The following is a 22,495-nucleotide window of genomic DNA, read 5'->3' on the forward strand; positions in this document are numbered from 1 at the left end:
CCCAAGATAATCTTGGGGTGGTTCTTGAATTAATTATTAACGACGGCTTTGACCAAAAGTTTTCAAGGAGTTGTTAGCACCATCAGTGATTGCACCTGGGTTGCTATCCAAGCTAACCTTAACAAAGTCAGCAGCGTTAATCGTGTAAGGAGTATCTACGCCGCCAATTTCTTTAGTAGTAGTAAAGGTAACTACCAGCGTAGAACCAGCCGTTACACTGTTGATAGTAACGTCAACGTCGTTACCACCTGCATCAACCACTTTAACGCTAAACAGGCTATTGATGTATGCCGAACCAACTTTGTTCGTCAATGCTTCTGTTACGTTAAATGTTGCAGTGTATTGGTTAGCACCAATAGCGGCTACAACCATATCACCAGTAACTTCTGGAGCGATTTTGTCAACTACAGCAGTATTGATGTTAACTACGTTACCAAACGTATCGCGAGTTTGAGTAGTTGCTCCACCAACAGTTTGAACTTTCAGGCTACCAACTGCGAAGCTAGAAGGCAGTTTATTGCCATCAGCAAACTTCAATGTTAGTGTCTTGCCATCATCACTCAAGGAATAGTCACTTGGGTTGTAGGTAGCATCAGTTACAGTGTTACCATCATGGTCGTAAACTACAGCGAATTCACGAGCGCTCACATAGTTAAGTGCACTGTTGAACTTCAATTTCAGCGAATCTGTTCCTGTTGCTTCTACATCACCACTAGTAGTAACTACCGTATTACGTGCATTAATAGTAGCATTAAGGGTGTAATCACCATCAGTCAGATACTCACCGTCAACATTAGCGATATAATCAGCAAACAACTCATCGCCAACGGACAGGTTAACATCTTCGCTGTAAATACGCACAGTATTCGTCGAGAATGGCTCAACATTTTCAGCCTTATTTGTCAAACGTGTACGTTCTACAGTGCCTGTAGTTGCAGCATCATCAAAGCTATATTTAGCAGAATCCAAGGCACTTCCAGCACCTGTAGTAGCAATCGCAGAGTTAAATTCTACATAAACATATTTGCCATTTACAGTACCTGGAACGGTTTCAAGCCATACACGAGAAATTTTACCTTCTTCAGTTCCGGCTGGATCCAGAACTACAGAGTACGGCAGAATTTCGTTACCGATATAAGCGTCATCTTCAACTTCGGAAATTTGCAAAGTATATTTCTTGTCAAATTTCGGTCCAAAGTCGATTGTTACGGTTTTATCAGTTTCGTTATAACCGATAGTACGAACTGGATGTCCGTTGCTATCCACACCTGGAATCGAAGCCACTTTACCGTCTGCATCAACAAGTTTGTAGTTGTCTTTGTTGATTGCAGTAGAGTCCTTCAGGCTTTCACTAAATTGAATTTTAGCAACAAAGTTAACCCCTACTTTATCAAAGTCAACATTTGTTACAGTTGGACGAGTAGTGTCCAATACAGGAGTTACTTTACCTTCGCGATCTGCGGAGTTACCACTGTAGTCGCTAACTCCAGTCAAGGTAATTGTGTTTTCACCTTGAATCAAACGATCGCCCTCTTTAAACGTCAAAGTAACTTTGTTGTCATTAATTACAATTTTGTCTGCTTTTCTAGAAGAAGCATTTGCGTATGCGCTGCTCACAGACTTAATTGTTTCGTTAAATTCAACAGTTACTTTTGTCAAGTCATCAGCTTCGATAGACTTGATTTCTGGAGCTGCGGTATCAACTACTGTTGTAAACTTATTTTCAACAGGAGCTACGCTCAATCCAGAGAAATCAGCCACTCCACTAACACGAAGAGTATGCTCACCTTCAGCAAGAGTAGTAGAAATGATTACTGTGTCAGGGTAAGCATATTTCACAGATGCTGCAACTGCCTTATCATCGATACGGTAGTTGATGGAAGACAATGCATCAGCCTCTCTGACAGGCTCACTAAACTTCACTTTAACTGCTTTTGTACCAAGATCTACAACTTCTTTTACAGTTGGTGCAGTCACATCAATTGGAGTGAATTGTACTTTTTGAGTAAATGTCTTAGTACTATCCTCATTCTTGATGTTTTTCAAACTGATTTCAGTTTGTTTTTGGTTCACCAAAGTAGAAGCAGTTGAATTGCTCAGCAACAAGGTTACAGAAGTTTTATCTTCGGATACCGTTGCTTTATCGAAGGATTTACCATCGATGGAGTAGTTATCTTCATCACCAGCGGATGCTTTGTCAACCGTACCATCAAAAGTAACGATGATTTCTTTCAGGTTTTCAGCTTTAACGCTAGCAACTTTTTGAGCCACAGTCGTTACATAAGTAACTTTTGTAGTGTACTCTTTGCCTTGGTACGTGAATTTGATCTCAGTTTCTTTGTTTGCTTCAAGAGCTTTTTCCAAAGCAACTTTGACAACTTCACCGTTAGACATTGTTACTTCTACGTTCTTAGGATCAACTACTTTGAAGGACTTAACCGTTGGAACTTGGTTAGCTTCGTAGATAGCGTGAGCTGCTACAACTGCTTGGGAGCGAGTTGCTTGAGCTTGGTAGTTGATACCTTCAGGAATGAATCCCTTTTCCACAGCAGCTGCTACATAACCTTTAGCCCATGCGGATGCTGTGTTGTTAGCATCAGCAGGAACTTCCAATTTCAAAGCAGTTGCCAGAACTTTAGCAAGTTCTTGTACAGTTACTTTATCGCTTGGTCTGAACAAGCCGTTGCTGCCTTCCAAGATCTTAGCTTGCGTTGCAGCTTCGATGTAAGGCGCAGCCCAGTGATTTGCACTGTAACCTTTATCCTTGTAAGTAGCTACGCCACTTACTGGTTCCAAGCTCAAGGAATTAACGATGATTTTCGCGAGTTCAGCGCGAGTTAACGCTTGCTCCAAGTGGGACAGGCCGTCTGGGAAACCAGATACGATACCTGCTTCTTTCAGAGCGTTAAATTGTTGTTCAGGTGTCAATTTAGCATCAGCACCGAATGCTACGGAAGCAAACATGGAGAATGCCATTGCTGTAGACAAAGCTACGGACAAAATTTTCTTCATAACCTTTTTTTCTCCTCCTTGATTAACTATCGCATGAGAATTTTCTTTAATTGAATAGCTCGTGTTACTCATTAGCCATTGCACCCCCTTTCCAGAGCTTGAGCAAGTTTCCTATAAATTAGGTCTGCAGCAAAACTGCAGAAACTTGTAACCTTATTCAATTGATAGAATGTAGAAATAGACTAGTTTCCTAATCCTACCTAAACATTATACAATGGGTCCCGAGAGCCGTAAAGCTAATTTTTCTAATAGATAGACAAGTTTCCCTATGAGGAACACTCTGCCATGTCTAATTTGGTCGCCATTGTCAATGCTCTACATCTTAAACGCAGCAGGTTTCAAAAAGTTGCGGGAGTTTTAAAAAAAATTGCGAGATTGTAACTTTTTCTAAGATTCCCCTTAGTTACGCCTTTTTGACTCCCTTGCCGCCTGACGGAAATTAGTATATCATGCCGGAATATGTCAGTCATTAAGCAACTTTTCCCATTTTCACGCTATCTCCATTGTATGTTCGGACACAACAAATAAGACGTCCTAAATGGGACGCCTTATAGGTAATCTCGTACCAAAAGGCTTCTTGATTATCTTACTCTCATGGCCAATTGGATAATACGAGCCCGCATTTGCGGATCGGTATTCAATTTCTCATACATCTCATCAACAGCTTGCTTGTTGTCCTTGTATGTCTTCTCATGCTTCATGGTGTTATGAGACCACTCGATCAATTCGTTTTCAGCTTCGCGCAACTCGGTGAAAGCATCATGAAAGCCAGTTTCTATAACTAGTCCTTCCATGATTTCCTGGGTTACTTCTTGCAGCTTTGCAGTTTCTTCAATGCGCTTCTCTAAAACTTTGGATTTATCCTCAAATTTGCGCTTCGCTTTTGAATAACCCAACTGCGGTTTAGATAGGATCGGTTTCATCTGTTCAAGTTCACCCTTTTGCGTATTGTCTATTACTCTGCTTATTTTAACGTAAAGCTTGAGAAAACACAAAATGATGTAATTGGAAAAAAAGAAGCGGCCATAGTTAACGTTGGCCGCCTCCAGTACTCGAGCGTTTATTAGCTTAGATTTTTAGGGAAAATCGATGAGCTCTTCTTAAGAAGTTCCACCGCAACTTTCCCCGCTTCAGCTCTCGTCATGTTGTTTTTTGGATTAAAGTTAATTGAAGCTTTCTTACTGCCAGCCGTCGTAACACTTTGTCCATCCATGATTTTGGCTTTATAAACAGCTTGCACAGCTGGTCGCGCGTACGGATCGATTCTCCCAGAATCCAGGAACTGTTTGGCCAGCGTTGCACTAAGTTTGCTATCATTAATCGGAAGCTTTAGCTTGAGTGCACGCGAAATCATTATAGCCGCCTGTTCTCTGGTGATAGGCTCCTCTACCCCAAAGTAGCCTTCGGTAATTCCGGTAATAATACCGGCCCGGGATGCAGTCTCGATGTACTTAAATTCCCAAGTATCCGTCTTTGCATTCGGCACAACGTCAAAGTAAGTTTGCACTTTGTTATCATAGTTCAACGGAATGTTGAGCCCCTTGACCAGTAACGTAGCAAATTCACCACGGGTCGTCAGATCGTCGGCTCCGAACGTATTTGGCTGCAGATTCGACATAATTCCCTTGGAATACAACGCGTTCAAAATATTTCGTGCCCAAGGATGATTCGTTATATCAGTAAATCCACGACTTTGCTTCATGACGACATAGTAACCGAAATCATCAAAAGGTACCGTAATTGTATTGTTTTTGGTATCGACGGTTCCACCGATATTCTCCCATTCCGAATTTTCAGTGAATCGATACACTGATACCGTAGTCCCTGCTTCATCCACAACGTTCTTGTTAAAGGATAGCTTCAACGTCCCTCGCTGTGAAGGCACAAGCTTTCTTTCCGGTTCCCGGAGCAGAAGATCCCGGAAGTTCTGTGAATCGGAATACTGCGGTAGAATTGAATATGGCGGTAATCCGTTCGATGCGGGCTTATACGAATCTCCGCTTCCATATTCACCATACCCACCGTTAATCCAATAAACATCGGAAACTCTCGTAAAATTGCTTGTCCTTGCAGTCGAGTTGAACAGTTCGGACAAGTCTTCTGGCAGAGTAAGAGTCGCTAAGCCATTTGGAGTTCTCTCGTCCTTGTCAATATTAAAGAAATTTCCGTAATCATTTCGGCGTTCCAAGATTCCGTTCTTAGGATCCGCAATCCCAAATAACAATTTATTGTCCGGATAAAACTTGGTTACACCACCTTCAGGTACATTAGCCGTTTTCAATACGGTACCTTTAGGGAAGGTCAACTCCAAAGCCTTACTAAATGCCGAATACTTTGTTGCTGGTTTCTCCGTCATATATTGTGAATCCACCGCAACCGCGCTTGCATAATAAACCTCTAGAGTATCATTTAGCGTTTCAGTTCCCCGTACAATTTGAATTTTAATCTTCGTTGCTTTATCCGGCTTTAGCCCAACATAATCATAGATAAATCTTGCCGGAGCATTTTCAGACAAGTCCGTACGTCGAGTAGCTTCACCTTTATCAATAATGACTTGGGTAGCTCCTTCGGCTTCAATGTCAAACCGCACAAAGTTTTTATTAACGATGATTTGGTCACCTACTGTAGGAACGGGAGACAGGATCCGGTAAGGTGCTAGCACGCGGGAAATCTCCAGCCTCTGCGAAGTACGGGCACCCGTTGAATTGATAAGTTCCAGGTTATATACCTGACTCCCCAGCGAATCGAGTGCAATGTTTTTGATTCTCAACACAAACTTTCCATTAAATACAGCCATATCGTAACCAACGTCTGGTTTACCACTGCGAACGATGGTTCCGGTGATAATTTGCGTACTAGTCATCGCTGTTGATGTTAAATCGGCAGCAGTAGCATCCGTCTGTGAAGAAAAGACGCTCTCAGAACCTCGCATCAGGTTAATGATTCTGGCTCCTGCCCCCTGTATGATCAAATCATAGTTCTGGGCGCTTGTTTCATAAATCTCTCCAACCAGCTTAAACTCAGGTGATCCCGCAAGAATTTGGGTTAACTGTGTATTAGCTCCGCTAGTATCATTCAGGTCCAGGCCTGTAAAAGTAACTGCTGGGTCGAAAATCTTCGGACGGAAAACGGTTATATTCGAGACATTCGTATCTAGTATATACAACCTCAACTCTTTAACAACCGTTCTGGAATTCCCTTTACCATCCATAGATACCCCGCTGAATTTAATACGGTTCTCACCGTAATATAAGGGGCCGTTGACATCGATTGGCAGTCGAATCGCAAATGTAGGCGAAGTCGCTGTCGGAGAAAAGGCGATAGGTGGCGTCAACTTGTCATTCGAGACCCCGTTCACAAAAAACTGCGGGTTCGACAAGTTCTCAAAGTCGCGATACTCCCCGTTAATATCCACGTAAAGGTTCGATTTGCTGGAGTCCACCGAAATGGTTTGTCCATCATACAAACCCTCAACATAAATGTAGTTTTTCGTAGCGTACGTAATCGTTGCTGATTTAGAGGCACTGGAGGTTCCAATGCTAAATTTGACTTGCTGCGTACCACTTGAAAAACCAGTGATTCTGAACACATGCTGAGTCGCCGCCCCCGAAGAAACAGGAGTAATCGTCGGACCAGTAGTCCCTCTTGGCAAGTAGACCGCTTTGAGATCGCTACTGTTAAAAGCTTGGTCTGCTGTAACCAAGATATAAAAATTATCTTTATCGGCTTGAGTACCGTCCAGATCTGGAAGATCATTAATAGTGCCCGGTGGAGTTGAATTGTCCTTCATGTATTTCAATCCGGTGACGCCGATTTCGCCTGGAAGAAACTTAAAGTTAATATTCACTGAAGCCGAATAGGTTCCGTCATATTGAACACTCAAGTTAAATTTTTGGTCTCCGCTTCCAAAAGAAAACGGAACGCTGACCTCAACCAATCTGTACGCCCGGGATAGACCGTCCGGCGCCGGAATCTCTGTTTCTGTCGCCGTAAAAGTCGTTACCGGTGGGTTCGCCGTGTTTAGGGAATCTGTCAGAGTAACACTGCCTTTTCCGGTACCTTGCGAGGCACCAAATGCATTCCCAGTGTCATTTAACAGCATCGAGAACTTGAGCGTTCCGGAAACTGGTAGTGTTGGTATAGTAGCCTCTGTGATGGTTGCCACCTTGTTATAAACATCATAGTCAGCCCCGTTATACTGGATAGCAATCGTGTCGAACGGCTTGGTTTTATCAAAGTAATAGACGGAGCGTTCAATCGTAATAGAATCAGCACCGCTTTTAACGGTAATCATAATTTTGTTAAGCCCCGGTTTTAAGTTCAGGGCAGGCGAGAAGAATTTTCCAGTTTGAGTTAAGGTTGTAACTAAGCCCGTTCCCCCATTAACGCTGACAGTGACTTCAGTAGCGTTCTTAACCTCACCAGAGATCGAGACATTGTCCTTATCCGCTACAACTTCAGAACCTTCGTTCAAATAGATGGTCCCATAGCTGGATCCTAGCAATTTCAAATCCTGCACATAAGGAACCTGATCAAACAAAACGTAGAATGTGGATTCACGTGTAATCCCGTTCTGGGAACCAGATAACGTAATCCGGTTAAACCCAGGAAATAATGGCAGGCTGGTGACTTTAAACTTATCCTGATAGTTAGAGGAAGTGTCTCTTGCGATATTTCCGTTTTTGAATTGGGTGCTGTCCGTCTCCCATACTCCTGTTGTGGCAGTTGTTGGCTTGTAAGTCAGACGTTCAACTTTAACCTTTAGGGAATCCTCGGTAACTTGCGAATAAGTGCCCGAGAATGTAAGCGCCGGGGTCGTTGTTGTATACATCCGGGTGTCCCGTGCTATCTGGTCAGGACCAGAAGTAAGCGTTAAGGATGTCGTGTTTCTCAGTGTCAGATCATCCGGAATAAAGTAGTTACCTTGAGCAGCACTTGCTCTCTGGATAAACCCAGACGGCAACAACGTGATGATCAATGCGGCTAGCATTAGCCAAACGATCGGCTTCCTAAAGCGTTGCATGGATTAATCTCTCCTTTGTCGTGTAATGTGTGTTGATGTCCCCGTCAAAGTTCGGCAGGGACTGCCCAAAAGCGTCACTTACATATGTTATCGGTCAAAAAGTGGAAGAATTTTAGGAAAACATGAAGAAGAATCCAATGAAAATCGCGGGACGAGAAAAAACCTCGGCGTTTTCGACGGGGGGGGTAAGCGGTTTGATATTCCTCTCCTGGGTTTGTAACGGACCCCAATGACCTTAATCGCCGATTTCCCGGACATTTCCCGTTCTAACGGACTACAGAGACCTTATTGGGATCTTTCTAACGCAAAACCACCGTATTTTACCGGAATAAGGTCTCCTCGGTCCGTTAGAATCCAAACCTAATCTCATCCGTGCAAATAACGGCTCTGGTGTCCGTTACGTCAGATACTCCTCGGTACGCGGCAGGCTGCATGCAAAAAAACAACCCCTGCGGCTTCACCAAGCCAATCAGAGGTTGTCCACTCATCAAGTCAAGAAATGCATAATCGTCCTGCATTTAGGAATGCTATAATTTCGTACTGTTGCTTACTTGTTGCTGTTACTTCGTGCCGCGTTCAGCGCCGGCCTTCATGCGCAAGCGGGCAAGGAAATCGAGTACGGGCCGTTTGGTCTTGCCGATCAGGCCGATGACCTCGGCGCCGATTTGCAGGAAGAAGACCATGACGCAGATCACGACGAACGTCACCCAGTTGGCGTTGTACATCGCGGCCGACGATTGGATGACGGCCAGCACGCCGAAGAAAGCGGCGATGCCGTAAATGATCAGCACCGTCTGGCGGTGGCTGAATCCAAGCTCGCGCAGGCAATGGTGCAAGTGACCCTTGTCCGGCGAGAAGATCGGCTTCTTCTGCATCCAGCGGCGGACGATGGCGAACATCGTGTCCGAGAGCGGCACGCCGATCAGAATCAGCGGCGTCAGGAACGACACGATCGCGATCTGCTTAAAGCCAAGCAGCGACAGCAGCGCCAAGCAGAAGCCCAGGAACAGGGCGCCCGAGTCGCCCATGAAGATTTTGGCCGGGTGAAAGTTGAAGTACAGGAATCCGATAATGCTGCCCAGGAGCAGCAAGCACAGCAGCGCCACCATCACGTTCCCCATCAGGAACGACATCACGGCGATCGTACCGATGGCAATAGCGGATACCCCTGCGGCCAGTCCGTCCAATCCGTCGATCAGGTTAATGGCGTTCGTTACGCCAACGATCCACAGGATGGTGAACGGAATCGCAACCCAGGTCTCTACTGCAGCATACGTGTGGAACGGAATATTAGCGAATTCAATACGTATATCGAACACGAACACGACCACGCAGGCCGTTGCGATTTGAATGACAAATTTAAGCTTGGCCGGTAAATCGAAGCGATCGTCGAAAGCTCCCAGCAGCACGGTGATAGTTCCACCGACCAGGAAAGCTTTGATGAAGTTCACTTCGCGTACCGAGAATACGTCCGGAAGGAACGGGAGAAGCAGAAAAAACGCGATGACAAAAGATAAGAAAATCCCCAAACCACCGAGTCTCGGCATAATTCGTGTATGCACTTTGCGCGCATTGGGTACGTCCACAGCACCGACCTTAATTGCAAACTTCTTAACGAGCGGCGTTAGGCCCAAAGCCAAGCCAAGTGAAACGATAAACCCGATGATATAAATCATCAACATTACATTTCGACCTCCAATTGTTCTGCACCGGAATGATTATACTCCGATTAAGGAGAAACACCAACCCCGTATTTGTGCAAAAAACTGCAGTTATTCATGGAAATCGAGACATTTAGCCCATTTTCGTAAGGTTTTCTTTCTCCCGCAGCACGCGCACGGCGAATTTCGGCAGCGCAAGCATTCTGCGGAAGCGGGTAGGTTCCTTTAGCAACCGGTACAGCCACTCCAGCCGAAGCTTCCGGAAAGCCATGGGAGCTCTTTTGGTGCGCCCGGAAATGACGTCAAAGCTGCCGCCGACCCCCATCATGACAGGGACGCGCAAGACGTCTTTGTACTTCGCGATCCAAGGCTCCTGCGTATCCGCCCCCCGGGCGACAAACAGCAGATCAGGCGCGGCTTTGACGATCTCATCGATGACTTTCGGGTCCTGATCGGGCCCAAAATAACCGTCGCGGTATCCCGCAATCGTCGTTCCGGGATATTGCAGCGCCAACCGGCGTGCGGTCTCCTTCACAACGTCCGGCGCAGAGCCAAGCAAGTACACCTTCCAGCCCCGGCGTTCCCCTTGCTTCATTAGTTCGTGCAGCAGCTCGTACCCCGGTACGCGTTCCGCAACCGGATCGCCGCCCTTTTGCGCGGCCCAGACCAGGCCTGTTCCGTCCGCTACGATCAATTCAGCGGTTTGCATCATCGCTTTGTATTCCGGGTTCTCGATCGCCGCCATCATCATGATTGGATTCGCCGTAATCACATGATGCGGCACCTTGCCCGCAACCGCGTCCGCCAAATGAGCGACCGTATCTTTCATTCCCCATTTGCAGACGGGCACGCCAAATACCGAAACCGTCGGGATACCTTCCTTGATCTTGGTCATCACCTGTTCACCCATCACTTTCGTAAAAATTCAACGATCCGCCGCGCGGGCACCCGTGCTTCCCGCTTCAGTTCGGCGATTTGCGCGGCGTGGCTCTTGCGCCACGTCCCGGCTTCCTGCAGGAGGCGCTCCCCTTCCGCGGCCAGAATCCGCGGATCCAGCTCCTCCGCGGTCCCGACCGGGACGCTTCCGATACGACCGAGGAAATGGTCGATCTTCGGGTCATACGAGACGCCGAGCAGCGGGACGTTCTGCGAGGCGGCGTAGATCAAGCTGTGCAGCCGCATGCCGACCAGCAGGCTGCACCGGCTCACTTCCCGCAGCATATCCTGCGGGTGCTCCGTCTCTGGCGCGATGCTCACGGTGCAGCCGCGTTCCGCCACATTTCCCAGCCGTTCCATCACGAAGCGCGAAGCTTCGTCGTCGCCGGGGAAATGAAAAGGCAGGAACCGGATATGTACCGGCTTGCGGCGGCAGAGCAGCGAGAGCCCCTCGGCCAGCTGCGTCAGCTCGGTTCGCGCTTCGTTCCAGAAGCGAACCGATACGCCAACCACCGGCAGCTCCGAGTTGGAATCGCCTGAACCACCGCCGTTCCCCTCCGGCCCGGCGACATGCTCCCACAACGCCAGCCCCATGACAGGGTCGGGCACGACCTGAACGGCGTCCTTCCCGCGAAGCCCCATGTCCCGCAGCAAGCTGGCCGATTCCGTATCACGTACGGAAATATAGTCGCAGCGCCGGAACACCGAAGCAATCAGCGGCCGGAACAGCTTGCGGTTCACCGGTCCGATGCCCTGGGCGTAGACGAAGGTCGGCTTGCCGAGCCACTGCGCCAGCTTGATCACACCCAGGTAATACGGGATCGACTTGATCCCGGTGGCATCCTGCAGCAGGCTGCCGCCTCCGCTGATCAACCCGTCGCTGCTCTTAATAGCCTTCCTTACCTCGCCAAGTTTCATCCGGTGTACAGATTCCACGCCGTACGTCCGACTCGTCCATTCCGGATCGATCGACAACACGATCGGCTTGATATCCACACCTGTGGTTAGCCCTTCCTCTTCAAGCGCTAGCAAGATGGATTGAAGTACCGCCTCGTCCCCGCTGTTGCGAAATCCGTAATACCCCGACAAGACTAAAGTTTTAGCAGTCGTGGCGACCATTTATCCCAGCACCTTTCAATGATTTGCCAAACCAAGACGGCAATCAGACCAATCACAAGACCCAGTCCCATACCGAGAACGTCGCGGATCAGCGAAAGCACTGCCGGAGTGTGAATATGCGCAAACGTGTCGACCATCGACAGCTGGCCCATCACCGCAATAATCATGACAAACATCGCCCAGCGATAGCGGAAGGCCGCGAACAAACCTACGATAAACAACGGATGCGCAAGCAAAAATTCCTTATTCCGCGGTCGCACGCCAAACGTATTCTCCAAGAAGGAACGGAAGGCCGCTTCGCCCGGCAGCAACGTTCCCGCATTGCCGGTCCGGGACAGGTAATACAAAGCCGCAACCCCCAGCACAGCCGCAACGGCTACCCAAAGCACCGTAATCGGCATGCTGAGCCATTTCCGCAATTCCTCCCAGACCGAGTTGCCCCGATACAAGAAGACATAGATCGCAATCAGCAAAATCGGTCCCAAATGCAACAAGCTTACACCGCGGAACTGATTCAATACCAAACTGTACGTAATGTTGTTCAGCAGGGCGATCACGAACGGTACGGCGGTCAGCGACAGCAGCGAGGTTTTGATAAATAACACGATCGTATGCGTCAACCGACGTCCGCCTGTCAGGTTCGAATGCTTCTCTTGCAGCTCCTGCACCTTGCGAATCGCCAATATCATGGCGATCGTCGGGGCGCTCATGGCTACGAACAGAGCCAATGCCTGCTCCAGCAACACCGGCTTCAGGACATACAGTCCAGCCGAACCAATTAATCCAAGAACGAAAGCCGCCAGCGTAAGCGATGGCAGGAAGCAGGAAATCAGCAGCGCTACGAACGCCACGCCTCCAAGAACGACCAACGCCTTGAGGTATTTTTGCCAGCTAGCGTCATGAATCGTAAAGGCCTCCGCCTGTCCCAGCTCGAACCCATTGTTTTCGATCCGCTCAATGGCCTTCCCCGGAGCTTGCAGCGAACCGATCAGATTGTCGATTGGATTCGTGATGGCCGCTTTCGACGGATCCTTGGAAGCCGAAGCGTTAAGGTAAACCATCCGGATGTTCCGGTCTTTGGTTGCCAGCACGAACCGGTCGGCCAACGTCGCCTTATCTTGAGTCGCTTCCGTATCGGCCAAGGAATGCAGGCGCACCACGTTATAGTCGATCAAGTAGGCCAGCTTGTTGAAGCCTTTTTGCGGAGCCTTCAAGTTTTCGATGGCCGCGATACCGATACCGTGTTTATTCAGCAAATCCGCAAATCCCTGCAGGCTGTTCTTCGACTCGTTATCCGTATAGCCTTTAACGGCTTCGCCATCGAACAAAATGCGAGTGACCCCGTTCTCGGCAAAAAAGGCCAGCTCTTGATCCAACTCTCCCTGATCATAAGGGATATTGTCCGAAAGCCGCGGCAGAATCGTAAAGCCCTTCTCCCGCAGCATGGCGAACGCGATCGGATCCAGCGGCAACGGCTTCATGACCGCTTCCTCCATCCCCATGCCGATCACGAGACCTCCATGATCCTGATACTGCCAGTTCGCCACCGGCACGTCCAGTTTGCGGAATGCCGCTTCGATCATCGGCTTCAACTGCGCTTCATTCTCCCCATTGGTAAAAGCCAGGTACGTGTAATTCCCGTTCTCCGTAATGACGACTCCGTTTAGCTTCGCAGCCTCCACGGAACTAAACACCATAATCCGACGCGTCTTCGACAATTCGTCGAGCGTGCTTTCAAACATCGCCATCGTGCTTACGCCGGCTTCCTTCAACCGGTCCAGCTGTTCGTCCAGATACGCCTGCGGATCCGCCTGATACGAAGCGATATCCAGTAAACCTCGATAATTAAAGACGAACTCCACCTTATTCGCGGACGACTCCGTTTGAACCCGCTGCGCGATCACCGGCACGGACGCCAGGATTCCGACAATCACCAAAACCCACAACCATTTGCGGGAAGCGTTATTCCACCGCTGCCAACTTCGAATCACAAAGGTACCTCCTCAAAAAATGCATCAATCCTATTTTGTTTCCCCAACCTTGAAAAATCCGTTTACTTATCGACGCGAGCCAACACGTCGTCTTGAATCCGACTCAATCGCGACTTGGCGTCTTCCGTAGAAGTGCCGCACACGCCGAAATAGAATTTGATCTTCGGCTCCGTGCCCGATGGGCGCAGACAGAACCACGAACCATCCTCCAGCAAGAACTTCAGGACGTTCTCCTTCGGCAAACCATCAAGTCCAAGCGAGTAATCCAGCACCTCGGAGACGCGTACGCCCCCGACTTCTTGCGGCGGATTGCTGCGGAATGCTTCCATCAGCGCGCCGATTTGAGCCAAGCCGTCTTTCCCTTTCAACGTCCGGGAGGCCAACGCTTCGCGGTAGTAACCAAATTGGCCGTACAGCTCTTCCAGCACGTCGATCAACGTCTTGCCTTGGCGTTTATAATAAGCGGCTGCTTCACAGATCAACGTCGAAGCCACAACGGCATCTTTGTCGCGTGCGTAGTTGCCTGCCAGATATCCGTAGCTTTCCTCATATCCAAACAAATAAGTATATTCGCCGGAAGCTTCAAACTCGTTCATTTTCTCGCCGATATATTTGAAGCCAGTCAACGTGTTAAACACCGTCGCCCCGTAGTGTCGAGCGATGGCAGCGCCGAATTCGCTGGTTACGATCGTCTTGACGACCGCGCCATTCGTTGGAAGCGCTCCTCTCTCCTTTAATTGGCTTAATACATAATGAACGAGTAAGGAGCCCGATTGGTTACCCGTAAGAATTTCATATTCACCGTCCCGGGTCCGAACAACCGCACCCATCCGGTCCGCATCGGGGTCTGTACCGATCAACAGATCAGCGCCCACTTGCTTGCCCAGCTCGATTGCCATCGTGAAGGCTTCCCGTTCTTCCGGGTTCGGTGACTTCACCGTTGGGAAATCGCCATCCGGCAATTCCTGCTCCTTCACAATGTGTACTTGGGTGAATCCGATCTTTGCCAACGCGCTGCGAACAGGAAGATTCCCTGTCCCGTGCAGCGGAGTGAACACGACCACGAGATCTTTAGCCGCGCCGGAGGCCATCAATTCGCGGTTCACACTGGTATTCGCCACCGTGTCCGCAAACGCTTCATCCTCAGCTGCGCCAAGCCAAACGAGCAGCCCTTTTGCTTCCGCCTCCTCCCGGCTTAACCGCTTGACCTGAGCGAAGGAGGCGATATCTTGAATCCGGGCAATGACTTGTTCCGCTTCATGCGGGACCAGCTGTCCGCCCGTGGAGTTATATACTTTGTAGCCGTTGTATTCCGGCGGATTATGGCTCGCCGTCACGACGATGCCCCCGGTAGCTTTCTGCGCACGTACGGAGTAAGACAACTGCGGCGTTGGGCGAAGCGACGGGAACAACTTGGCCACAATCCCGTTGCCGGCCAGTACCAAAGCCGCCTCAAGCGCAAACTCCGGAGAGAAGTGACGGCAGTCATGCGCGATCACCACTGAAGGCGCCCCCGCTTGGCCGGCATGCGCTTCCAGAATATATTCGGCAAAGCCCTGCGAAGCACGGCCAACCGTATAAAGGTTCATGCGATTGCTCCCGGCGCCGATCACGCCACGCAAACCACCCGTACCAAACTCCAGATCCCGATAGAATCGGTCTTCGAGTTCGGCCGGGTTATTTGCCAAATCGCGTAATTCTTGTTTGGTAGCTTCATCAATCGTTGGATCTTGCAGCCAGCCCTCCAGCTTCTCTCTTACAGCCTTGCTGATTTCAGTCATGGTTGTTTCTCCTCCTCAGTATTCTCTCGCAGCCCATTTAGGACAAGGCGAACATGATATCTCCCTCAGCGACAATTTTATCGTCAACCTTGGCGATAGCGTGGCCTTTGCCGATCGAACCCTTCATACGGGTAATCTCGACTTCCAGACGCAGCGTATCTCCTGGTACCACTTGGCCGCGGAAGCGGAATTCATCCAAACCCGCCAAGAAGCCGATTTTGCCGCGATTCGCCTCCACATGCAACATCGCCACAGCCCCAACCTGCGCCAACGCTTCGGTAATCAGTACACCAGGCATCACGGGATAACCGGGAAAATGTCCGGTAAAGAAAGGCTCATTGATCGTCACGTTCTTGATACCGACGGCCCGTTTGCCTTCCTCGAGCTCGATAATGCGGTCCACCAGCAAGAATGGAGGACGGTGTGGAAGAATCTCCTGGATTTCATTCGTATTTAGCATATGTAATCTCCTTTCCATTTAGCGGATGAGTTCCGGCCCTGCGCAGTTCACCAAACCTGAATAAAAGCGTAGGTATCCGGTCACACTGTAGTTATCCTTCGCCTCTGCAGAAGCGAAGGTTAAGATAAGGGGCTTATCCGCAAATGACCTCTCGGTCGCTTACGGATAAAGCCCTTTTGACTTGTTTTTGCCGTAGAGTCCCCCATCATTATACATTTTTCGCCTACAAAAAGAAAACTCCCGTCAGCCGAGAGTTTGTGGACATTTCTGTTAAATTCGTTCTGTTTCTTCTATTATATATGGTGATTTACGAAGCAAACACTAAATCAAATACATGCTGCCAGGTCGACCAGCTCCAGATATCCGACGCGTCCTGCTTGCCGAAAACGACGTAACCTACGACAGTCCCTGCCGCCAGTGCTACAACGAGAACGAGCAACACAAGCACAACACGTAGGATCACAATCCAGGCGGGCCGCTTGGCAACCGGTTGATTGTCTTCTTCACTCATGAAGTCTCCCACCTATCCGCGCAAGTTGTTGGCTAGGCCCATCATCGTTTCGCCGGACGTCAGCGCACGAGCAGTCAATTGATATGCGCGCTGCACTTGGAGCATTTCCGCCATCGCATCGGTCAAATCCACGTTAGAGGCTTCCAGCGCACCTTGACGGAGGCTTGCCCGCTGTTCCTGCGGAAGGGTCAACGTATCGACCATAGCCTGAGCCGGATCAACACCCGCTGCGAGGACAAACAAGTTACCGTCCTTCTGAACCAATACATCCGGCCGTTCAGCCGTCAACAAAGCGATTCGTCCCGCCTCGATCGTCCCTTCCCCGTTCGTAGCGAGGAGATTCCCTTCCGTATCAACACTTAGTTTAGCATCGGACGGAAACGTAATCGGATCCCCATCGGCATTCAGGACGACATAACCTTGCTTATTTACTAAAAAGGCAGCACCGGCATCATCCGGATCCGGTTGTACGTGGAAATCTCCGCCTCGGGTATAAGCTACAACGCCATCCGGCGTCAATACGCTAAACATTGCATTCCCTTCAATCGCCAGGTCGGTTGGATTGCCGGTCTCCTTGATGGAGCCTTGGGTGTAATTCACGGTTACCTGCGACATTCTCGAACCGAAACCGAGAGTGAAGCCGGACGGCGTCGCGCGGCCAGGCAGATTCAGATCGGAAGTCTGCTGCTGGACCCGAGTCAGCGTATCCTCGAAATTCGCTTGCTTGCGCTTGTACCCTGCCGTATCCACATTCGCAATATTGTCGGCGAGCAAGTCCAAACGTTGTTGAATTCCGCTCATCGAAACCATCGCGCTGATGATGGTGTTATTCATGCCGCACCTCCTGTTATAGCCAATCGCTTACTTACACGCGGCCAACTTCATTCACCGCTTTATCTAAACTACGATCGTAATATTGAATGATTTTTTGGTTTGACTCGTAAGCCCGCTGAGCTGCCATCAAATCCACCATCGATTGAGCGGTATCCACATTGGATACCTCCAGGTAGCCTTGACGTACCCCCGCAACATCCGCACCCGGCACCAACGCTCGTACGCCCGCCGCCTCTTCATCAGCGACACGGTAGACACCGTTACCCTCACGAACCAGCTGGTAAGGTTGTTCGACCACTGTAATTCCCAGAGCGCCGAGATTCACCGGGGCACCGGTATTGTCGAGCGCCGTCAAATTCCCCGCTTCATCGCTGGTCAGCGTATCCACGGCCAGACCAGGGTTGAGGACAATCGCGGTACCGGTATCATCCAATACCCGATAACCGGAGGAGGTTCTCAATTCTCCCGCTGCGTTCACGGAGAAGCTGCCGTCCCGCGTATAACGCACATTACCCTCGTTATCTTCTACGGCGAAGAAAGCCTGCGGCTGATAAATTACTTCGCCGTCTTCCGTGACGAATTTGCCTGAAGCATCAAAAGCATAAGGTTGCCCCGTCGCCGGGTCGGTCAAGCTAAGCTGCGAGATCAAGGCGAAATCGGTCCCATTCCCCGTCTCTTTCAAGTCCCCTTGCGTAAACGCTGGCAAGCTCTCTTCCGCAAACACCCCGGTCACCAGCTTCCCGATACGCGAAGTGGCTCCCACCTGCTTGTCCCCCATCAGGGAAATTAACATTTCAGGAAAAGAGTGCGCCACCGTATTCACCGATTTGTAGCCCGGCGTATTCAGATTGGCAATATTCTGTGTGACCGTATCATGCCGCCGCTGCTCGGCGATCATGCCGGACGCCGCAGTGTAGAGACCTCTTAGCATGGCCTTACCTCCAAACGCTATATATTCAATACCCTAACTCACCGGGCAACACATTCCTTCTTATTATATCGGACGATTAGAACTTTCTTCTTAGCACCTTGTCCAAATTATCGAGCATGATGCCCGTTCCCTTCACCACACAGTGCATCGGATCTTCGGCGATCAGCACCGGTACGCGAAGCTCTTCGGCGAGAAGCTCGTCCAGTCCGTTCAGCAGAGCGCCTCCCCCGGTTAAAATCACGCCGCGGTCAATAATGTCAGCGGACAATTCCGGCGGAGTGCGCTCCAGCACCGATTTGGCGGTAGCAACGATGGAGGATACCGGATCGGCCAGCGCCTCCTGAATCTCGTTTGCCGTAATCGTCACGGTCAGCGGCAGTCCGGATACCATGTCCCGGCCGCGGATATCCATCTCGGCCACCCGTCCGTTCGGATACACCGTCCCGATGCCGATCTTGATATCTTCCGCTGTCCGTTCGCCAATCAACAGCTTGTACTTCGTTTTAATATATTTAATAATGGCAGCATCAAACTTGTCCCCCGCGACTTTAAGCGACGAAGCCGTGACGATGTCCCCCATGGAGAGCACCGCCACATCCGTCGTCCCGCCGCCGATATCGACAACCATGTTGCCGCTCGGTTCGAAAATATCCATACCGGCCCCAATTGCAGCCGCTTTCGGTTCTTCTTCCAGATACACTTCTTTGGCGCCGCTGTGTTCGGCGGCTTCGCGAATCGACTTCTGCTCCACCGAAGTAATGTTCGTCGGCGCGCAGATCAGTATTCTCGGGTGGCTGTACCAGCTTCTGCCGCCCACCCGATCAATGAAGTATTTCAACATCGTTTCCGTAATTTCAAAATCGGCAATGACTCCGTCCTTCAGGGGACGAATTGCAGTGATATTTCCGGGCGTCCGGCCCACCATCCGTCTTGCTTCTTCACCGACGGCCAGTACCCGTCTTCCGTCGCTGTCAATCGCGACAACGGAAGGTTCGTCAAGAACGACTCCCTTTCCTTTCACATGAATCAGCACATTGGCCGTGCCTAAATCAATCCCAATATCCTTGCCCATCATTCGATCCCCCAAAGCGTATTTTTGTAAATCACGGAAAGGACGTAGCGGCCTTATCCCATGTGATCATGGCAGAAGTGTCCCGCTAACTAAGATGTTGTGAATCGACAAAAGTCGATGAATATCGAAAAATTTCGGGATTAATGGATGAAAATCCACATCATCCTATACCATATTTAAAAATACCATACTTTAGGGGAATGATTCAATGATAATCGTTCGATGGGTGAACTAAATAATTACCCATTAATTGGCGGAGCTAATCACCTCGCGTTTGGATTGACCTTTTTTCTTATACTTGATCTTTGTCGCTTCCCCGCCGCGCAGGTGTCTGATCGATTTGTGATATTCGAGAATGTGCTTAACCTGATCCGCCAAATCCGGATTGATCTCCGGCAGACGTTCCGTTAAATCCTTGTGCACCGTGCTTTTGGAAACGCCGAATTCCTTGGCGATCGTTCGAACGGTATGCCGTGTCTCCACGATGCACCGCCCAATCTTTATCGTCCGTTCCTTGATGTAATCGTGCACGCTCCCGCCTCCCTCAACTCGAGATAGTTTGGTACATTATATGAGGGGCGGGCCTAGATATTCTTTGTTTCCAAGCCTGACAAGCCTGGGCGAGGCCATTTATTTTACCTCCGGTCATCTAAAGGGAAGGTGCATCAAGGCGGGACAAGCCAGAGTCTGTTGGGTGAAACGACGGAGGTTGAGGATGGGACTCGGGATAGGGAAGGCGAATCGTACAAGGGATGGACGGGCAGTTTGGAGTGGATTGGACAAGTTCGCAATATGATGAAATAGCGTTATGCATTCACCTTATTGCGGCGTAATTGCGTTACTTTCGTGAATTAACGTTATTCGATCACCTTATTCCGATCATAGGAGCTGTTTTGGGCTTGCTTTTGGGGAAATAACGTTAAAAAATAACCCTATTCCCTTGTTTACCTTGAGTTTCTGTGAAATAAGATGATTTAATAACGTTAATTCTCACCTGAACAAAAAAAAACGGAGGGCTCTTCGCTCTCCGCTTGTCTGCCAGAGCCATCCGGGTCGCCGGACCGGCTCGGTAGTCCATAAGTTGGGTAGATGGGTACCCGTTAGTTTTTCGGAAGTACGGTTGCCGGGTTAACCAGCTCGCCGTTTTCGTAAATCGTGAAATGGACGTGATTGTCGAGGTCCTTCTCCATTTCGTTACGACCGGCACTGCCAATCGTGTCGCCTTGCTTCACTTCAGCATCCTTCTTCACTTTCACTTCGCCCAGGCTCTCGTACACGGTCTTCAGGTTGTTGGCGTGGGTAATTTCCACGACATACCCGAGCAGCGGCACTTCTTCAACCCGCGTTACTTTCCCGCTCATAGCAGCCGTTACCTCGAAGGGCTTGCGGTCTTCACGAGCCAAGTCGATCCCGGTGTTTGGCGTAAACGTATCGTTGTACTGCACCAGGGCGGCCTGATGTTCCTCGGCCGTGCCTTCCTTCTCATAGAACGGCTTCACGACGGTCACATCGGCGACATTCGCCACCGGCCAGGTGAGATCTTCCGAGGAGGCGATCACTTCGGTCGCTTCTCCCTCTTTGGTTCCCTCCCCAGTTGCGGCTTCCTCTTCGCCGGATAGGTTTACGGTGTCGGTCACGCTGGCGGGGGTCGAGTCCATGGGCTTGTTGCTCGCATCCTGGTAGACCCACACTAAGGTTAGTATAATTGCCGCTGCCGCCACATATGCTGCCGGGTAAACCCATCTCTTCGACAATAATCTCTTCCACGCGGATACCGGCTTAACCGGCTCTCCCAATCCAATTTTAGGAGATTCCTCGTGTCCTGTTTTTTTCTGATTTTCATTCATTTGCTCATCACCTCAGTAACCAGTGTTACCGGGGCGAACTCTTTTATACTTCGGCTCTATACTTTTTTTTCAGAAAAAGAGAATGTCCGTTTTCCGCGCGGCTACTTGAGAAAATGGGAGGCCTGCTGAAACGAGATTCCCGTATAGTAGTGTTTGAGAATTTGGGTCGCCGTATACCCTTCCTTCGCCATCCCATTCGCTCCCCACTGGCTCATGCCAACCCCGTGGCCATACCCGTATGTCGTGATCTTGACGGTATCGCCGGTCACCGCCAACGTAAATTGGCTGGAGCGGAGATTCAGCTTCTCCCGTACTTCACGGCCGGTGTAGACCTGATCGCCAATGCGAACCTCCTTTACCCTACGGCCGGAAGTCCAGGAAAGCGTCTTGAACAGCTTGCCGGCGCTCAGCTTCGTCGCTGCCTTTGCATGATTATCCCCTTGATTCAGGGCAGCCAATGCCGTCTGCACAGGTTCTGGTACCTTCTGCCCGAGCTTGCTGTACAGCTGGGCTAGCGGCATCTCAACGGTCTCGCGGTTTTTGGGGTTGATCGTCGCGTCCCATGGGCTAGGCACGCTCCGCAGGTATGGGATTTTCAGCGACCAATATTCTTCGGAGTTCTCCGTATATCCGCCGCTTGAGGAGAAGAAGGAAGCGGTGATCGGCTGTCCGCGGAAGATCATCACGATCCCTTCCGTCTGCCGGACGGCCTGACGCAGCTTCTCGAGCTGCGCGGACTTGCCCCGGCTTGGCCACTCTTCCAAATCTGCCCGGGAGAGATAGACTTGATGCTCCACCGTATCGTTCACGTCGGCTTTGCCGCCCGCGGTGCCTCCGGTATCTCCGGCCGCCAACCGCCGGACGATGTATGTGCGCGCCGCGATGGCCTGTGCTTTCAGGGCCGCGAGCTCGAAGTCCGCCGGCATCTCGGCGGCGAGGACGCCGGTGACGTACTGCTCGAGCGGCACGGTCTCGACCGCGCCGGTGCGCGTGAGGTAGACGCGCACCGGCGTCCCGCCCGCGGCCTCCGGCAACGCGGGCGGCGCCTCGACGCGAGCCGCGTCCTGCGGGCGCGGCTCCGCCGCCGGCGGCAAGGCGGCAGACGCTGGCGTCTGCGCCGTGGCCGCCGGCACGCGGCGCGCGGCGGGCGCTTGCGCCGCGCGCCACGCGATGAGCGCTGGCAGCAACAGCGCCAGCGCGATCAGCGCCGCCACCACGGGGGCGGCGCCTGCGCCGCCGGGGGGGGCGGCCCCCCCCCCCGCGGCGGGGGGGGGGCGGGGCGCCCCCCCGGGGGGGCCCCCCCCCCCCCCCCCCCCC

General features: G+C 50.7%; 16 protein-coding genes. All 16 read right to left on the bottom strand.

Features of this window, described 5'->3' with window-relative positions; translation table 11 throughout:
* Positions 1-36 precede the first annotated feature (36 nt).
* The 16 genes from M0651_RS18010 to spoIID all read right to left on the bottom strand — a co-directional run bounded on the left by M0651_RS18010 (position 37) and on the right by spoIID (position 22,311).
* A complete protein-coding gene (locus M0651_RS18010) occupies positions 37-3,084 on the bottom strand; it encodes an S-layer homology domain-containing protein (protein ID WP_248553116.1) in 3,048 nt (1,015 codons plus the stop codon).
* 509 nt (positions 3,085-3,593) lie between these two features.
* A complete protein-coding gene (locus M0651_RS18015) occupies positions 3,594-3,935 on the bottom strand; it encodes a hypothetical protein (protein ID WP_248553117.1) in 342 nt (113 codons plus the stop codon).
* 140 nt (positions 3,936-4,075) lie between these two features.
* Positions 4,076-8,035, bottom strand: coding sequence for an S-layer homology domain-containing protein (locus M0651_RS18020; RefSeq protein WP_248553118.1), 3,960 nt, complete (start codon positions 8,033-8,035; stop codon positions 4,076-4,078).
* Positions 8,036-8,595: 560 nt separating this feature from the next.
* Entirely contained in the window at positions 8,596-9,717 is a 1,122-nt protein-coding gene (locus M0651_RS18025; RefSeq protein ID WP_248553119.1) for a glycosyltransferase family 4 protein, read from the bottom strand.
* Between the two features lie 112 nt (positions 9,718-9,829).
* Positions 9,830-10,591 (bottom strand): WecB/TagA/CpsF family glycosyltransferase, encoded by a 762-nt coding sequence (locus M0651_RS18030; RefSeq protein WP_248553120.1) that lies wholly within the window; start codon positions 10,589-10,591, stop codon positions 9,830-9,832.
* Between the two features lie 14 nt (positions 10,592-10,605).
* The gene (gene csaB, locus M0651_RS18035) at positions 10,606-11,751 is read right to left on the bottom strand and encodes a polysaccharide pyruvyl transferase CsaB (protein WP_248553121.1); all 1,146 of its coding nucleotides are present in this window, start codon (positions 11,749-11,751) and stop codon (positions 10,606-10,608) included.
* Positions 11,724-13,742: a DUF5693 family protein gene (locus M0651_RS18040; protein WP_248553122.1), complete on the bottom strand. Its 2,019-nt coding sequence runs from the start codon at positions 13,740-13,742 to the stop codon at positions 11,724-11,726. Before M0651_RS18040 ends, csaB begins: the two co-directional genes overlap by 28 nt.
* 62 nt (positions 13,743-13,804) lie before the next feature.
* Positions 13,805-15,523 carry a phospho-sugar mutase gene (locus M0651_RS18045; protein ID WP_248553123.1) on the bottom strand — a complete coding sequence of 573 codons (1,719 nt, stop codon included), beginning with the start codon at positions 15,521-15,523 and terminating at the stop codon, positions 13,805-13,807.
* Between the two features lie 37 nt (positions 15,524-15,560).
* Positions 15,561-15,983, bottom strand: a complete 423-nt coding sequence (fabZ, locus tag M0651_RS18050; protein ID WP_155607679.1) for a 3-hydroxyacyl-ACP dehydratase FabZ — start codon at positions 15,981-15,983, stop codon at positions 15,561-15,563.
* 307 nt (positions 15,984-16,290) lie between these two features.
* Positions 16,291-16,494, bottom strand: a complete 204-nt coding sequence (locus M0651_RS18055) for a DNA-directed RNA polymerase subunit beta (protein WP_248553124.1) — start codon at positions 16,492-16,494, stop codon at positions 16,291-16,293.
* Positions 16,495-16,506: 12 nt separating this feature from the next.
* Complete coding sequence (locus M0651_RS18060) at positions 16,507-17,328, bottom strand: flagellar hook-basal body protein (RefSeq protein WP_248553125.1); 822 nt, start codon at positions 17,326-17,328, stop codon at positions 16,507-16,509.
* A 31-nt stretch (positions 17,329-17,359) separates the two neighbouring features.
* Entirely contained in the window at positions 17,360-18,259 is a 900-nt protein-coding gene (locus M0651_RS18065) for a flagellar hook-basal body protein (protein WP_248553126.1), read from the bottom strand.
* 76 nt (positions 18,260-18,335) lie between these two features.
* The gene (locus tag M0651_RS18070; RefSeq protein ID WP_248553127.1) at positions 18,336-19,334 is read right to left on the bottom strand and encodes a rod shape-determining protein; all 999 of its coding nucleotides are present in this window, start codon (positions 19,332-19,334) and stop codon (positions 18,336-18,338) included.
* 243 nt (positions 19,335-19,577) lie between these two features.
* On the bottom strand, positions 19,578-19,862 hold the full coding sequence (spoIIID, locus tag M0651_RS18075; RefSeq protein WP_248553128.1) for a sporulation transcriptional regulator SpoIIID: 285 nt from the start codon (positions 19,860-19,862) through the stop codon (positions 19,578-19,580).
* 569 nt (positions 19,863-20,431) lie between these two features.
* Positions 20,432-21,178 carry a M23 family metallopeptidase gene (locus M0651_RS18080; RefSeq protein ID WP_248553129.1) on the bottom strand — a complete coding sequence of 249 codons (747 nt, stop codon included), beginning with the start codon at positions 21,176-21,178 and terminating at the stop codon, positions 20,432-20,434.
* Positions 21,179-21,279: 101 nt separating this feature from the next.
* Positions 21,280-22,311: a stage II sporulation protein D gene (gene spoIID, locus M0651_RS18085; protein ID WP_248553130.1), complete on the bottom strand. Its 1,032-nt coding sequence runs from the start codon at positions 22,309-22,311 to the stop codon at positions 21,280-21,282.
* Positions 22,312-22,495 lie beyond the last annotated feature (184 nt).

Source organism: Paenibacillus mellifer (assembly GCF_023195895.1).
In the GTDB taxonomy this organism is placed as follows: domain Bacteria; phylum Bacillota; class Bacilli; order Paenibacillales; family Paenibacillaceae; genus Fontibacillus; species Fontibacillus mellifer.

Coding starts and splice junctions, on each gene's coding strand:
- M0651_RS18010 (WP_248553116.1), bottom strand. CDS start 3,084: ATGAGTAACACGAGCTATTCAATTAAAGAAAATTCTCATGCGATAGTT.
- M0651_RS18015 (WP_248553117.1), bottom strand. CDS start 3,935: ATGAAACCGATCCTATCTAAACCGCAGTTGGGTTATTCAAAAGCGAAG.
- M0651_RS18020 (WP_248553118.1), bottom strand. CDS start 8,035: ATGCAACGCTTTAGGAAGCCGATCGTTTGGCTAATGCTAGCCGCATTG.
- M0651_RS18025 (WP_248553119.1), bottom strand. CDS start 9,717: ATGTTGATGATTTATATCATCGGGTTTATCGTTTCACTTGGCTTGGCT.
- M0651_RS18030 (WP_248553120.1), bottom strand. CDS start 10,591: ATGACCAAGATCAAGGAAGGTATCCCGACGGTTTCGGTATTTGGCGTG.
- csaB (WP_248553121.1), bottom strand. CDS start 11,751: ATGGTCGCCACGACTGCTAAAACTTTAGTCTTGTCGGGGTATTACGGA.
- M0651_RS18045 (WP_248553123.1), bottom strand. CDS start 15,523: ATGACTGAAATCAGCAAGGCTGTAAGAGAGAAGCTGGAGGGCTGGCTG.
- fabZ (WP_155607679.1), bottom strand. CDS start 15,983: ATGCTAAATACGAATGAAATCCAGGAGATTCTTCCACACCGTCCTCCA.
- M0651_RS18055 (WP_248553124.1), bottom strand. CDS start 16,494: ATGAGTGAAGAAGACAATCAACCGGTTGCCAAGCGGCCCGCCTGGATT.
- M0651_RS18060 (WP_248553125.1), bottom strand. CDS start 17,328: ATGAATAACACCATCATCAGCGCGATGGTTTCGATGAGCGGAATTCAA.
- M0651_RS18065 (WP_248553126.1), bottom strand. CDS start 18,259: ATGCTAAGAGGTCTCTACACTGCGGCGTCCGGCATGATCGCCGAGCAG.
- M0651_RS18070 (WP_248553127.1), bottom strand. CDS start 19,334: ATGATGGGCAAGGATATTGGGATTGATTTAGGCACGGCCAATGTGCTG.
- M0651_RS18080 (WP_248553129.1), bottom strand. CDS start 21,178: ATGAATGAAAATCAGAAAAAAACAGGACACGAGGAATCTCCTAAAATT.